The sequence below is a fragment of the Pseudomonas sp. UBA3149 genome (genome assembly GCF_002364655.1).
GTDB classification, from domain to species: Bacteria; Pseudomonadota; Gammaproteobacteria; order Pseudomonadales; family Pseudomonadaceae; genus Chryseomonas; species Chryseomonas luteola.
In genome coordinates this window covers 111,794-125,141 of record NZ_DEYV01000010.1, presented here as the reverse complement: position 1 = coordinate 125,141, position 13,348 = coordinate 111,794, and the positions used below count along the sequence as shown (strand labels likewise).

The 13,348-nt window shown below is 54.8% G+C and carries 14 protein-coding genes and 1 pseudogene; 9 read left to right on the top strand and 6 right to left on the bottom strand.

What is annotated here, in order from left to right:
• Positions 1-7: 7 nt before the first annotated feature.
• The 3 genes and pseudogenes from B3729_RS06510 (at position 8) to B3729_RS24750 (ending at position 2,568) form a co-directional block, all read left to right on the top strand.
• Complete coding sequence (locus B3729_RS06510) at positions 8-817, top strand: SirB1 family protein (RefSeq protein ID WP_286787694.1); 810 nt, start codon at positions 8-10, stop codon at positions 815-817.
• Positions 818-942: 125 nt separating this feature from the next.
• Positions 943-1,710, top strand: a pseudogene (locus B3729_RS24755) (MCP four helix bundle domain-containing protein); the annotation flags it as partial.
• Positions 1,696-2,568 (top strand): methyl-accepting chemotaxis protein, encoded by an 873-nt coding sequence (locus B3729_RS24750; protein ID WP_409438617.1) that lies wholly within the window; start codon positions 1,696-1,698, stop codon positions 2,566-2,568. The pseudogene B3729_RS24755 and the gene B3729_RS24750, both read left to right, overlap by 15 nt.
• A gap of 33 nt (positions 2,569-2,601) precedes the next feature.
• Here the strand turns inward: B3729_RS24750 and B3729_RS06500 are convergent, their stop codons facing one another.
• Positions 2,602-3,285, bottom strand: a complete 684-nt coding sequence (locus B3729_RS06500; protein ID WP_286787434.1) for an LrgB family protein — start codon at positions 3,283-3,285, stop codon at positions 2,602-2,604.
• Positions 3,278-3,652 carry a CidA/LrgA family protein gene (locus B3729_RS06495; protein WP_010795374.1) on the bottom strand — a complete coding sequence of 125 codons (375 nt, stop codon included), beginning with the start codon at positions 3,650-3,652 and terminating at the stop codon, positions 3,278-3,280. Before B3729_RS06495 ends, B3729_RS06500 begins: the two co-directional genes overlap by 8 nt.
• A gap of 88 nt (positions 3,653-3,740) precedes the next feature.
• Here B3729_RS06495 and B3729_RS06490 point away from each other — a divergent pair, with 88 nt between their 5' ends.
• Positions 3,741-4,643, top strand: a complete 903-nt coding sequence (locus B3729_RS06490; protein WP_286787433.1) for a LysR family transcriptional regulator — start codon at positions 3,741-3,743, stop codon at positions 4,641-4,643.
• A gap of 86 nt (positions 4,644-4,729) precedes the next feature.
• Here B3729_RS06490 and B3729_RS06485 read toward each other — a convergent pair whose 3' ends face one another.
• The gene (locus B3729_RS06485) at positions 4,730-5,182 is read right to left on the bottom strand and encodes a flavodoxin (RefSeq protein WP_286787432.1); all 453 of its coding nucleotides are present in this window, start codon (positions 5,180-5,182) and stop codon (positions 4,730-4,732) included.
• Between the two features lie 280 nt (positions 5,183-5,462).
• On the opposite strand from B3729_RS06485, the gene B3729_RS06480 reads away from it, so the two are divergent.
• From B3729_RS06480 to B3729_RS06460, 5 genes are all read left to right on the top strand, one after another.
• Positions 5,463-6,035 carry an antibiotic biosynthesis monooxygenase gene (locus B3729_RS06480; protein ID WP_286787693.1) on the top strand — a complete coding sequence of 191 codons (573 nt, stop codon included), beginning with the start codon at positions 5,463-5,465 and terminating at the stop codon, positions 6,033-6,035.
• Between the two features lie 95 nt (positions 6,036-6,130).
• A complete protein-coding gene (gene folM / locus B3729_RS06475) occupies positions 6,131-6,841 on the top strand; it encodes a dihydromonapterin reductase (protein WP_286787431.1) in 711 nt (236 codons plus the stop codon).
• Positions 6,842-6,876: 35 nt separating this feature from the next.
• Positions 6,877-7,170: a DUF1244 domain-containing protein gene (locus B3729_RS06470; RefSeq protein ID WP_286787430.1), complete on the top strand. Its 294-nt coding sequence runs from the start codon at positions 6,877-6,879 to the stop codon at positions 7,168-7,170.
• A complete protein-coding gene (locus tag B3729_RS06465; RefSeq protein ID WP_286787429.1) occupies positions 7,167-7,514 on the top strand; it encodes a HopJ type III effector protein in 348 nt (115 codons plus the stop codon). Before B3729_RS06470 ends, B3729_RS06465 begins: the two co-directional genes overlap by 4 nt.
• 167 nt (positions 7,515-7,681) lie before the next feature.
• Complete coding sequence (locus tag B3729_RS06460; protein WP_286787428.1) at positions 7,682-8,401, top strand: 16S rRNA (uracil(1498)-N(3))-methyltransferase; 720 nt, start codon at positions 7,682-7,684, stop codon at positions 8,399-8,401.
• A gap of 36 nt (positions 8,402-8,437) precedes the next feature.
• On the opposite strand, the gene B3729_RS06455 is transcribed toward B3729_RS06460, so the two are convergent.
• The 3 genes from B3729_RS06455 to B3729_RS06445 form a co-directional block, all read right to left on the bottom strand.
• On the bottom strand, positions 8,438-8,917 hold the full coding sequence (locus B3729_RS06455) for a chemotaxis protein CheW (protein WP_010795382.1): 480 nt from the start codon (positions 8,915-8,917) through the stop codon (positions 8,438-8,440).
• Between the two features lie 11 nt (positions 8,918-8,928).
• Positions 8,929-9,951 carry a chemotaxis protein CheB gene (locus B3729_RS06450; RefSeq protein ID WP_019364357.1) on the bottom strand — a complete coding sequence of 341 codons (1,023 nt, stop codon included), beginning with the start codon at positions 9,949-9,951 and terminating at the stop codon, positions 8,929-8,931.
• Positions 9,944-13,348: Hpt domain-containing protein (locus tag B3729_RS06445; protein ID WP_286787427.1), on the bottom strand; the 3,405-nt coding region annotated here is incomplete at its 5' end. The genes B3729_RS06450 and B3729_RS06445, both read right to left, overlap by 8 nt.

The following is a 13,348-nucleotide window of genomic DNA, read 5'->3' as shown; positions in this document are numbered from 1 at the left end:
GATTGCGATGGAGTTACCGCGCCAAGCCTGCCTGGATGCGCTCAACCGTGAGCCACCTGCTATATTTGAGGCAGCACTCTGGATAGCCGCCGAACATGACCTGACCTTTCAGCCTGAAATGGCTCAGCATCTTCTGACGGATCTCATTCCTTCTGTCGAGGCAGCTATTGATCATCAAGGCTCGTCCGCCGAGCGCGCGCAGCAGCTCGTACGCCGGATGATCGAGCTGGGTTTTCACGCCGATGACTGGCCGCTGAAGCCTCAGGCAGCGTTGCTGCACAAGGTGCTGGCTCGTCGAAGGGGACAGCCACTTTCCTTATCACTGATCGCGATGGAGCTGGCCCGCAGACTGGACATTCCTCTGGTCGGCGTCAACTTTCCAGGCCATTTCCTGCTACATGTCCCTGAGGCGGATCACCTGCTTGACCCTACCAGTGGAAGACGACTTTATTCCAAGGATTGCCGCGGACTGCTCGCCTATCAGTTTGGTCCACATGCCCAGCTGCAAGCGCAGCACCTACGCACTGCTCAGCCTCGCGAACTGCTCCAGAGACTGTCTCGAAATCTTCGTCAGTTGCATGAATTTGATAACCAACTATTGGCAGCCCTGAAAGATGCGCAGCGGGTATTGGAAGTAGGGCCGCCCAGCGTCTCGGATCATCTGGCTCGTGCAGAACTGTATAGCCGGCTGGACTGCCCTCAGGCCCAGCGTTATGACCTTGAGCATGCCCTATTGTTAAGCGATGACCCAGCCGAGCAACTGCACCTGAGCCGTCGCCTGGCCGCACTGAGTGATAGTCGCCGCCGTCTTCATTGATAGATGTGGAAACATGCCTTAACAGTCAGAACCTTCTGTCTCCAGCCAAGCGGGTATCAAGTCCTGTCAAGCACAGCCGATAGCCAAGCAACCTCCTTTACGCTGTACTTAGCAGGACCTAAGCAATGACCCTTCGTAACTTGAATATCGCACCTCGTGCTTTTCTGGGGTTCGCGTTCATAGCTGTACTCACTTTGTTCCTGGGCGTTTTCTCGCTCTATCAGATGCGTGATATACGCCAGAACAGTGTTACTTTTGAGCAGAACGTACTTCCTAGCGTAACGAGCCTTGATGACATTACATCATTAACTCTGCGCCTACGCGTCCTTTCATACCGTTTGCTTATCAACCGTGAGCCAGAGAATCTACAAAAGACGTTGGCACTGTTTGATCAGCGCACTAGTCAGGTCGAAACAGCTAGCGCCAACTATGAAAGGTTAATTTCATCAGATACTACACGTGCTTTATACAGCGAATTTCGAAAGCTCTGGAGTGATTACCTTCAGTTGAAAAATCGTATGTTGGAGCTTTCTTCGGCTAACCAGCTTGATGAACTCAAGATCGTTCTGAACGAAGAATTACTTAAAAACTCTGATGCCATTAACGCTATTCTGGCCAAGCTCATTCAGTACAATACTGACGCAACAAAGGAAATGAATCAGAGCGCTGCCCAGAGCTATTCCACCTCTGTGGCCACCGCTATTACTTTGTTGGTCATCGTCGCATTACTGACCGTACTCCTGGCTTGGCTGCTGACGCGTAGCATCGTGCAGCCGGTTGATCAGGCTCTGCGTGCCGCTGAAGAAATTGCCAGCGGTGACCTGACCAAGCACATTCAGGTTACCGGCAAGGATGAGCCCGCTCGTCTCTTGACGGCCATGCGTACCATGCAGGAAAAACTGCGTCATACGTTAGAGCGCATCTCAGGCTCCTCGAGCCAGTTGGCTGCCGCCTCCGAAGAGCTCAGCAGCATCACTGACGAGAGTGCACGTGGCCTGAATCGCCAGAATGACGAAATCCAGATGGCTGCAACGGCCGTAACGGAAATGAGCTCGGCGGTAGAAGAAGTGGCTCGCAATGCCATGACAACGTCCGAAGCCTCCAAGCACTCTGCCAGTGCGGCTCAGGAAGGTCAGGGTCGCGTACTGGAGACCGTTTCGTCCATTGAGCACATGACCTCGGAGGTTCAGACGACCGCATGTCTGGTCGGTGAACTTGCCAGTCAATCACGCGATATTGGCAAGGTGCTTGATGTGATTCGTGGCCTGGCTGACCAGACCAACCTGCTGGCACTCAACGCCGCTATTGAAGCGGCCCGTGCGGGAGAAGCAGGTCGCGGCTTCGCTGTCGTCGCCGACGAGGTACGAGCTCTGGCGCATCGTACCCAAGAGTCGACTCGTGAAATTGAGCAAATGATTATGAGTATCCAGAATGGCACTGAGCAGGCCGTGAACTCAATGGAGTCCAGCACGACCCGAGCAGGTTCTACGCTGGAAGTGGCTCGTCGTGCCGGCGAAGCGCTGGAAGAAATCACCCGCGCCATCAGCGAGATTAACGAGCGCAACCTAGTCATTGCCAGCGCAGCCGAAGAGCAGGCACAGGTAGCCCGCGAAGTAGACCACAATCTGGTCAATATTCGGGATCTGTCAGTCCAGAGCTCGGAAGGTGCTCGTGATACCACGGCAGCCAGCCAAGAGCTGTCGCGCCTGGCTGTTGAGCTGAATACCTTGGTATCTCATTTCAAGGTTTAAGGATGAACGTGGTGCAAGGATGCACCCCCTCCATCAAAGCACCCAGATCAGCAGTTGGGCGCCCAACAGATTCAACAAGCCGGTCAGTACCATCGTCAGTCCGGCCACTGTCCCCTCCTCAATGCCTACCTCGTAAGCGCGGCTTGTACCGGCACCATGGGCACCTACACCGAACATCGCACCTCGCGCCAGAGCAGAGCGCAACGGAAGAAAGCGCAAAAGAAGACTGCCTACCACAGCGCCAAAAACACCTGTGACCAATACGAAAGCAGCGGTCAGTTCAGGTACGCCCCCCAGATCCTTGGACATAGGCATGGCAAACGGTGTCGTAATCGAGCGTGGCAGCAGGGATAACGTGACAGGCGCTTCCAAAGCCAGCAAATGGGCCAATGCCCAAGAGCTGAAGATTGACACAAAGCTGCCTACTACAATGCCGGCCATAAGTGCTCGCCAATAACGGACCAGAAGTCGACGCTGCTGCCAGATCGGTACGGCAAACGCGACGGTAGCCGGCCCAAGCAGGCTGATCAGCCAACCGGTGTAGTGGGAATACTGCGCATAGCTCGTGCCTGTCGGAATGGCAATCAGGTAAAGAATAGTCGGCACAAAGACAATAGGAGCCAGCACATACCACTTGATGCGCTTGTAAATCATCCGGCTCAGGATATACCCACCCAGCGTCAGAAGCAGCCAGAACATGCCAGTCCAATCAAGCATCCTGGCGGCTCCTGCGACGAAACATCCATTCCACCGTCAAAGCGGTGCTGATCATGACCAGAAGCGTGCTGAAGCACACCGCCATAAGAATACGGATGCCCTCTTCCCGGACGAGAGGCCCATAATCAAGCAGACTCATCAGCGCTGGGATGAAAAACAGCAGCATCTCACCGACCAGCACACGGGCACCGCTTTCAAGCCACTCTGGCTTTATCACTCGCAGCGCAAGAGACAGCAGAAGGATCGCCAGACCTAGAACACCTGCCGGGATAGGCAAACCGAAATACTGTCCAAGCCATCCGCCTAGCCACCAGATACCTAACAACACAGCCAACTCAACCAGCGTCCGCATGTAACGGGGAACCATAAGACATCCATTACGTTTAACTGGCTTCAAGGATACGCCCGGCCTTACTATCCCAGAAGCGAATTATTAGAATCAGAGCCATTCCAAAATGGAATTCAAACAACTCCGCATGTTTGTCGAGGTTGTACGCCAGGGCGGTTTTACTGCCAGTACACGCGTGCTTCACGCGACTCAATCGACCGTCAGCAAGCAGATTGCCCATCTGGAGCAAAGTCTGGGGTTGCGTCTGCTAGATCGGACAGGCCCCGCCCTACAATTGACCGATGCAGGACATGTTGTGCTCAAATATGCTGAGCACATATTGCGCCAACACCGCGAAATGCTGACGGAGCTGGATGATCTGGCCCGCCTGGGTCAAGGACAACTACGCGTTGGGCTGCCCATTCTGGGTGCAGAAACATTGTTTGCAGCACCCTTTTCCCTCTACCGTAAGCGCTATCCGCAAATTACGGTTCACTTGGTGGAAGGTGGCAGCAAGCTCATGGAGGAGTTGGTCATCAAGGGTGATATAGAGATTGGTGGCTGTCTTACCCCTAATGATCCTTTTTTTGATTATCAACCTTTTTGCAATGAGCCATTGGATGCCGTGTTGTCATGTATTCATCCATTGGCCAATAGGTCCCGATTGGCATTAGCGGAGCTGGCCGCTACGCCCTTCTTGCTATATCAGCAGAGCTATACCTTGAACGATCGACTGTTACAGGCGTGCCGCGAAGCGGGCTTTACGCCCCAAGAAGGTGGCAGAAGTGGACAGGCGGACTTTCTAATAGCATTGGCAGCAGCAGGACAAGGCGTTGTTCTCCTACCCCGAATCGTGGCCCAAAAGCTGATACGTCCCGATGTCGTACGCATTCCTCTGACCCAACCTGACCTCCGGTGGGACGCCTCCTTTATCTGGCGGCGTGGTGCATACCTTTCCCGGGCGGCAAGAGCCTGGCTCGATCTCATGCAGGAAGTCAGCCTGGAGCAATTCGGCAAACTGGATACTTGAGTCTGAATATCTTGAATTAGAGTCTGCCATGACAACATAGTCATCAAGCTATTAGCGCCTGATGACTTAGCAGGCTGCCGCTCCCCTCAGCGGATCAAGGCTGTTATCAGACGATCCAGCCACGGCTCCGCGTCTGTTTCGGGAGTAACGGTTTCACTGGCATCGAGCTTTAACATAGGCAGCACTTCCTGCAGTCCAAGTTCGGCAAACAGCTCCTGCATTTGCATGCCACCACCACAGTAAGTATCGCCGTAACTGGCGTCCCCCAAACCGATCACGGCTGCGGGCCTGCCACGCCAAGCCGGAAGCGTATCGCGCAGAGCATAGTAAAGCGGCTGTACGTTGTCCGGCAGCTCTCCCATTCCGGTTGTCGATGTCACGGCAAGAAACGCATCGGCATCGAAAGCCAGCAAATCGTCCAATCCTCCACGCAAATTGAGCCAGACCTCATGCCCACCTGCCTCCAGAATCTGCTTGGCGTGCCTGGCGACCTCCTCGGCCGTGCCGTAAACAGAGCCACATAAAATGGCGACTTTCATGACACCTCCTTAATCACTGGTATGCCTAACCTTACCATGCTGCCTTTTGGTTCACACACAGCGCTTCTTGCACTGACATGACGCCTACTACTTAGGTCTAGCCAGCGCTCATCGGCATTTAACGCAAATGGAATGAACCTTGTATATGCTTGCACAGCCTGATACTCAGGCGATCGAAGCACTCCAAAACGAGCCGCTTCCTGTTCTCGACCGCAGTGTCTACCCGGCGCTGTGTAATCAGACCGTCCTATCCGGATAGTTGCATGTGGAGAGTTCTATGATGCATCCCGTCACCCTGATGGTGGCTCGCCGTGTCGCCGATGGCTGTTACGATAATTTTCTCGAATGGCTCCGCGAAGGTGAGCGCTTGGCGACCTGCTATGAAGGCTATCTTGGATCGGGCGTCCTCTCCCCACCGCCAGGCGATAATGAAGTCCAGATCGTGTTTCGTTTTTCTAATGAGCAGACATTAGGTGCGTGGGAACATTCCTCGACGCGTCAGCACTGGCTTGAGCGGGGCAAGGATCTCTTCGAGCAGCCGCAGGAGCTGCGTGCACAGGGCCTTGATACCTGGTTTGGCGATGCCCGCCGCACACCCCCTCGCTGGAAGCAAAGCATTGCTGTCTGGCTTGCGTTCTTTCCTGTATCGCTGCTATTCAATGCCTTGTTAGGCGACAGGTTGGCTGGGTTGCCACTGATACCCAGAATATTGCTCAGCACCCTGATCCTGACCCCTATCATGGTGTGCTTCTTTATCCCATGGGTAACTCGCCTGCTTTCCGGCTGGCTCAATAGTGATGCCTCGCAGGCTCGCCGGAGAACACTCCGGCCTGCTACGACCCGTCATTCATGATGTCACGATGGTGAAGGGTTTGCGATAATCGAAAGCTGTCTGCAGAGTATCGAAGCTCTAGCAGACAGCCCTTTCGTCTGTCGGAGCCCCATCCCATGCATCACACGTTTGCTGCCCCGCTGATTATCACGGGCGCCAATAAACGAGTCGGCCTTGCCTTGACCAAGACATTGAGCAGTCAGGGGTATAAGATCGTAGCCACGTACCGCAACGATCCTGGCGAGCTGGTGACGCTGGAAAATGTTTACCCTGTTCAGGTAGACCTGACCTCCGTTGAAGACAGGCAACGGTTTATCGACTATGTACTCACTTATGCCAAAAGCCTACGCGGCATCATTCATAATGCATCGCTTTGGCTGGACGACTCGCTTCATCATTTCCAGACCATGTATCAGGTGCATCTCGAAGCGCCGTATCACCTGAACCTGGCTCTGGAGCCGCTCCTGCTTGCCAGTATGCGCGCCGATATCATCCACATTTGTGACGACAGTGCCTCCCGGGGCAGCAAGAATCACATCGCCTATGCAGCGACCAAGGCGGGGTTGAGTAACATGACCCTGTCGTTCGCTGAAAAGCTCGCACCGACTGTCAGAGTGAATACCATTGCTCCCGGTCTCCTCATTTTCAAAGAAGACAGCAGTGCTGATTATCAGGAGGCTACGCTGAAAAAGGCTTTACTTCCGTATGAGCCTGGAGCCGCGCCGATCATCGAGGCTGTGACCTATCTGTTGCAGTCCACCTATACAACAGGCAGTACGGTTACGGCCAATGGTGGCCGCCACCTGCGTCATTCGAAGAATGCCTGATTGTCCCAGGCATTCATTTTTGGAGGAATCGATCCATGACCGAACAAGAGCTCATTGAGCTGGAGGCTGCGGCCTTTCGTACATTAGTAGAACATTTGCGCAAGCGTACCGACGTACAAAACATCGACCTGATGAACCTGTCAGGCTTTTGCCGGAACTGCCTATCGAAATGGTATAAGGCGGCGGCGGATGAAAAGGGCGTGGAACTGAGCATGGACGATGCACGTGAAGCCGTCTATGGAATGCCGTATGCCGAGTGGAAATCGCGTTACCAGAAGGAAGCCACACCTGAACAGGCTGCTGCTTTCAAGGAGAGTGCCAAGCCATGACTCCCCTCGAGACCTTTCGCGCTCGGCTTCGTAGTGATGAGCATCTGTTTGCCGATACCCTGGCTTTCATTGCAGATCACTATGATTACACGCCTCAAGCCTTTGTAAATGGTTCGGTAGAAAACGCAGTTGGCCAAAATGAAGGCTCCTGCAAAACCCTAGGCCTTGCGCTGCTGGAGAGCTTCGAGACACAGGAAGCCCTGTTGGCCTTTGGGGAGCATTACCGTAGCGTTATTGCGACTCCTGAAGGTGCTGATCACGCCAACATCCGTTCGCTGATCACCCATGGTCTGGCGGGCGTCCGCTTCGCCCAGCTGCCATTGGCAGCAAAACAGTCGGTTTGATCTGTCGCTTGCGCCTTGATCCGAAACGATCAAGGCGCAACAGTGTTACTCATAGCTTGTTCGCGCTCAGTGGCTAGATCCTACTTACCTAATTGAATCAAGCCGTGCCTTCAGCTCATGGGTCAGTAATAATAGGCAGCGACTGCTTTCTAAACCTGTGACTGCCAATGCGCCTATCTCGCTTTTATGTCGACCTTCCCCTTTCGCTCGGGCAACAGATCCTCCCTGAAGCACAGGCTCATTATATGGGACGTGTATTACGTCTTACCTCGGGTACAGCCGTACAGCTATTCGATGGGTCTGGCTATGAATACAAGGGAGTGCTAACCGAGACCGGGAAAAAATCGGCGCACGTGGACATACAGGAGCGCTTTTCCGGAATGGAGGAATCAACGCTTCGTGTCCATTTAGGGCAAGGTCTTTCCCGAGGGGAAAGAATGGATTGGGCTATACAAAAAGCGACAGAACTGGGCGCCGCCGAAATCACTCCTATCATGACGGAGCGCTGCGAGGTGCGCCTGAAAGATGAGCGAGCCGACAAGCGTCTTCTACATTGGAAGCAGGTCGCCATTAGCGCCTGTGAGCAGTGCGGACGTTCAACCCTCCCTATCATCCATGCCCCCGTCACGCTAGCCGAGTGGCTTGGAAAGGTCGAGGCCGATTTGAAGCTTGTACTTCATCCCGTTGCGGAGCCGCTTACCAGCCACACGCCACCCTCTAGTCTCGCCTTTCTGATAGGCCCAGAAGGTGGTCTTACTGATAACGAGGTGGCAGAGTCCCAAAAGGCCGGTTTTGTTTCTGCACGTCTGGGACCGCGTGTACTCAGGACTGAAACAGCGCCGGTTGTGGCGCTGGCTGTAGCACAGCAGCTCTGGGGAGACTTCTAGAAGGTTAGAAAGCCTGGTCTCAACCGGGCTTTCTGATTAGATCACTCCGATTTCAGCCAGCTTTTCTTCCAGCGCAATCAGATCGGGAATCTTCACTACACTACCCTGATGCTTCACAGCTGCCAGCTCCAGAGGGTCCAGAGGAACATCAGCCGACTCAAGGTCAGGTGTAACTCTCATGGAACGCGGAATACCTTGCACGAGGATGGCCAGGAAACGCACATGAGCACGCCCTCCCAAGGCATTGATGATCGCGACCCGGGCTGACGTACTGTTACGGTCAAACTGCAACGGCGCTCCCGAGGCGGCTTCGAAGCTGAGCAGCGGGAGCCGAAGGTCTCGCCACGCTACCTGCCCCAAACACCAGTCAGGCTGATCGGCCAGCTTGGCAACCGGTCGATACGGTATCAACTCAGCCACAGCAACGTTAGGCAGCAAAAGCGTGCGGTCCGTAAGGGAAAGCAGCAGTCCTGTCAGGTTTTCAGGTGTGCTTGTGAGTGCTGGTGTTTGGCTCATAGGAACTCCTTTCAATGAGCATGCTGCTTGGCTAGGCGGTTGACCAGCGCTTCGGCCAGCCCCCGCGGATCACTCGTGAACGAAGAGAATCCTGCCTCCCGAAGTGTCTCTGGCATACTGGCGCAACTACAACTGTCGGCGCTTTGAGTCCATATCTCCGCACCTCTTCGGCGCATATAGGCTGCCGAGCTGCTACCGTCATTACCCATGCCACTAAAAATGATCATGCCGCAACGCGAACCGAAATGTTGAGCCAGATTGAGCATCATCTGGTCGACCGAAGGCGTATAGGGCTCCGGCCATTTGCGGCTCAGGACATCCAGCTTGGAATCATTACGAAAGCTCAGCTCGTTCTGTGTTGGAACGACTATGACCTCACCACACCTGACCTCAAGTCCCGGCTGCGCAATTTGTACATGCCATTGACTGTGGCGACCTACCGCCATTGGAAGTGTCGCCTCAAAATTGGCATCGATATGCTGCGCATAAAGAAAGCCAATCGGCAGTCCGCCTGGCAAAGCGTCAAGAAAAGCCTTTACTGCATCAGGTCCGCCCAGCGATGCGGCCAACAGCCATACCTCTTTGGCAGACTCCCCCATCTGCAAGGGCGTTGAGGCCAGAGACGCTGGCAAACTCAGTCGCTCCGGACGCTCGGTATCAGCCAGAAGCGCCTGAAGGCTCGGACCAACTGCCTCGGTCGTATCACCCACCAAATGCTTCAGCTTGGTAATAAGGCGGCGCTCCCAGCGCGGGAAAAGATCCGAGCTGAACTCAGGTGCCTGGCCTTCTCCAAAGAGGACGGGCGTAGAGGTATGTTCAAGCAGATCCTCCAGTACGTTGGAATCTTCCGACTCAGCCAGATCCACTAGCCAAAGATCCGTCTCACAGGCTCGCAAGGCTTCCACATCAAGGCGCGTCGGATCGCTGTTGAATACCACCTGATAGCCGTTGCCAGCCAATACCTGCTGCAACACATACCGTTGCAACGAGGTATCAGCCAGAATGGCAACTCGAACTATTGCTTTCTCAGTCATTTACCTTGACCAACTGTTGGATGTGATTGAGAAGCTCATTTTCCTGGTACGGCTTGCCTAGGTAATGATTTACGCCAATAGTGAAAGCACGATCACGGTGCTTTTCGCCTGTGCGTGACGTAATCATGATGATAGGCAGGTCCTTGAGATGCTCATCGTGACGCACGAGTGAAGCCACCTCGAAGCCATCCATCCGCGGCATCTCGATATCAAGCAACAGGATATCGGGCTTGCGCTCCTGAAGTAGAGCAATCGCATCCACGCCATCCTTAGCGGTAATCACGTCCATCCCGCTCCGTTCAAGCAGACGGCTAGTCACCTTGCGAACCGTAACCGAGTCGTCAACCACCATAACCAGTGTCGGCCGCTCAACTTCGGTCTCCACGGCATAGTCGATCGCAATAGAGAGGTCGGCCGGCGCGCCAACGGCACGAGCATAGCGGCTGCGAATCAAGGCCAGCAGGTCAAGAATCACGACTACTCGACCATCCCCTAGAATCGTAGCGCCAGAGATACCATGCACGCCGGTAAACTGTGGGCCTAGGCTCTTTACTACGATCTCTCGCGAACCGGCCAGGCTGTCGATCTGTATAGCCACGGCATGGTCATTCGAGCGCACCAAAATAACCGGCAAGGGAAGCGGCTGGTTGATCAGTTTAGGCCGCTGCCCATTTTCCAGCAGCTCACCCAAGTATTTCAGCTCATACGTCTGGCCTGCATACTCGAAGGAACGAGCACCGGCCTGATAGTAAGCTTCCAGCTCCGTCGCCGACACACGAACGATACCTTCGATTGTGTTCAGCGGAACTGCATACAGGTCCTCGCCAGAGTGCACCATCAGTGCCCGGTTGACCGACACCGTAAAGGGCAAACGGATCGAAAAGGTCGTTCCCTCTCCTGCAACCGAGTGAATACCCATGGTTCCACCCAATTGTTTAACCTCGGAGTGGACCACGTCCATACCAACGCCGCGTCCGGAAATCTGAGTCACCTGTGCAGCGGTGGAGAAGCCCGACTCCAGGATGAACTGCATGACTTCCTGCTCGGAAAGCTCACTGCCCTCATCCATCAGGCCGCGTTCTATGGCTTTGCGACGTACCGCAGACAAATCGATACCACGGCCATCGTCAGAAAGCGTCAGCAGAATATCACCGCCCTCACGACTCAAGGAGAGGTGGATATTGCCCGTTTCGGGCTTGCCTGTTTCCTTACGTGCTTCACTGTTTTCGATACCATGGTCTACCGCGTTACGCAGCATGTGCTCGAGCGGAGCGACAATGCGCTCCAGCACATTGCGATCCATTTCGCCTTCGGGGTTGTTTACCTCAAACTCAACCTGCTTTCCCAGCTCACCCGCCACCTGCCGAACAACGCGGCGCAGGCGTGGAACCATACGGTCGAAAGGCACCATGCGCGTACGCATCAGGCCCTCCTGAAGTTCCGTGTTGACGCGAGCCTGCTGTAATAGCAGGGTCTCCGCATCACGGTTACGGGATGCCAGTGTGTTTTTCAGATCGAGCAAGTCAGACGCCGACTCGAACAAGGAGCGGGACAGCTGTTGCAGTTGCGAGTATCGGTCCATTTCCAATGGATCGAACTCTTCATAGCCCGCACGCTCATGCTCATCCTGGTGACGGCTGAGGATCTGGGCCTGCGTTTCGGTATCCAAGCGACGTAACTGATCGCGGACCCGCTCAATGGTCGCCTCCATCTCACTGAGCGTGGCACCGATATCACTAACCTGCTGCTCGACACGACCTCGGAAAATGGAGGTCTCACCGGCCAGATTAACCAGGTTTTCAAGCAGATCAGCCGGAACGCGTACCAATTCCTGAGGAGCTCGACGGTTACTGTCTTTGCGCACCGCTTCCTGCGCCCGTTGTACGAAAGGCAGCACCTGAACCTGATCATTGGACTCTTGCGGTGCGGCGGCCATGACAGGGGCAAGCACCTCCAGAGGTTGCTCGGGCTCGCTCACTGGTTCAGGTTCAATCGCTACAGCCAATGCAGGCATGGGCGCTGCGGTGAAATGTTCACGCAGGTCCGCAATTCGTGCCCCTAGATCAGCCAAGCCGTCACGGGCCTTGCCTTTCAACTCAACAATACGGTCCGAGGCAACGGGCCCGTTTAATGGGCTGGCGTCCCCCAGCTCCTGTTCAAGCAAGTGGGCCTGGTCACCCAGTGCGAACTGGCCTGCGAGACGAGCACCACCTTTCAAGGTATGCAGGCAGCGCAGCAGATCATCAACGGCCTCATTCGAGCCTTCGACTTCCTCCCAACGATGGAGCGCCAACTCCATATTGGTGAGCAAGTCCTCAGCCTCCTCGATAAAGATCTCCAGAATTTCGTCTTCATCGGAGTCTTCTACTTGAGCAGGCGGCAATGTAATGCTGACAGGTTGCTCCAACTGCTGATCCGTGCTGGTACGGAAAGCATGAATGGCCTCCACCAGACGCTGGCCAGACGGTACAGGTTGGCGATTACGGACACTTTCCAGCATCTCAAGCAACAGATCGTGGCTTTGATGTAGAAGGCCAAACAAGTGCTCACTTGAACGGAGGCGTCCTGCACTCAATCCTTCGTATAGGAATTCAAGCTCATGGGCCAAATCGCTGACGGGTGTGATGTCAGCCATACGGGCACCGCCCTTGAGCGTATGCAGGTCACGCTGCAAGGCTTCCAGCTCAAAGCTGTTATGCGTATCCATCTGCCAACGTTGCAGAGAACCTGCCGCGCTTTGAAGAATATCGAAACCTTCCTCAAGGAAAATATCGATCAGTTCCTCGTCAGCCTCGTCCAGAGGCTCGAAAGGTTGAACCTCTGACGTTGACGTGTCCTCGGAATACGCAGCGTCTTCATCCTGCTCGACCTGCTGCGTCCGCTGTATACCCTGCCGATAGGCCTGAATCGCATCGACCAGGTCATCAGGCTGACTAAGCGCTTGATGATTCTGCAACTGGTCAAGCTGCTGAGCCAAGCGGTCATGACAACGCTGGAGCAGCGGTTTCAAGTCGTCACTTGGTTGGTAACGACCGTCAACAAGCCCCTCGTATAACGTCTCAAGTTCATGGGCCAAAAGACTGATGGGCTCGATATCAGCCATCCGCGCCCCGCCCTTGAGGGTATGTAGGTCGCGCTGCAGAATCCAGAGATTGTTATGGTTGGTCGGCTCCTTGAACCAACGCTCAAGTGCCTGCCCAGCGCTATCAAGCAGGTCGACCGCCTCTTCCAGGAAGATGGCCACCATCTCGCTGTCAAGCTCATCGTCAACTGGAATAGCAGGAGCCTGTGCAACGGGCTCGGCCGTACTGATCGCAGAGGACTCGACTACCGGATCGACATCATCAGCCGACACTGCCTCAGCCTCAGTCTCAGCCTCAGTCTCAGTCTCAGTCTC

Excerpts from the sequence above, each read along its gene's own strand:
- B3729_RS06510 (WP_286787694.1), top strand. The coding sequence starts at position 8 with ATGGAGTTACCGCGCCAAGCCTGCCTGGATGCGCTCAACCGTGAGCCA.
- B3729_RS24750 (WP_409438617.1), top strand. The coding sequence starts at position 1,696 with ATGCGTACCATGCAGGAAAAACTGCGTCATACGTTAGAGCGCATCTCA.
- B3729_RS06500 (WP_286787434.1), bottom strand. The coding sequence starts at position 3,285 with ATGCTTGATTGGACTGGCATGTTCTGGCTGCTTCTGACGCTGGGTGGG.
- B3729_RS06495 (WP_010795374.1), bottom strand. The coding sequence starts at position 3,652 with ATGGTTCCCCGTTACATGCGGACGCTGGTTGAGTTGGCTGTGTTGTTA.
- B3729_RS06490 (WP_286787433.1), top strand. The coding sequence starts at position 3,741 with ATGGAATTCAAACAACTCCGCATGTTTGTCGAGGTTGTACGCCAGGGC.
- B3729_RS06485 (WP_286787432.1), bottom strand. The coding sequence starts at position 5,182 with ATGAAAGTCGCCATTTTATGTGGCTCTGTTTACGGCACGGCCGAGGAG.
- B3729_RS06480 (WP_286787693.1), top strand. The coding sequence starts at position 5,463 with ATGCATCCCGTCACCCTGATGGTGGCTCGCCGTGTCGCCGATGGCTGT.
- folM (WP_286787431.1), top strand. The coding sequence starts at position 6,131 with ATGCATCACACGTTTGCTGCCCCGCTGATTATCACGGGCGCCAATAAA.
- B3729_RS06470 (WP_286787430.1), top strand. The coding sequence starts at position 6,877 with ATGACCGAACAAGAGCTCATTGAGCTGGAGGCTGCGGCCTTTCGTACA.
- B3729_RS06465 (WP_286787429.1), top strand. The coding sequence starts at position 7,167 with ATGACTCCCCTCGAGACCTTTCGCGCTCGGCTTCGTAGTGATGAGCAT.
- B3729_RS06460 (WP_286787428.1), top strand. The coding sequence starts at position 7,682 with ATGCGCCTATCTCGCTTTTATGTCGACCTTCCCCTTTCGCTCGGGCAA.
- B3729_RS06455 (WP_010795382.1), bottom strand. The coding sequence starts at position 8,917 with ATGAGCCAAACACCAGCACTCACAAGCACACCTGAAAACCTGACAGGA.
- B3729_RS06450 (WP_019364357.1), bottom strand. The coding sequence starts at position 9,951 with ATGACTGAGAAAGCAATAGTTCGAGTTGCCATTCTGGCTGATACCTCG.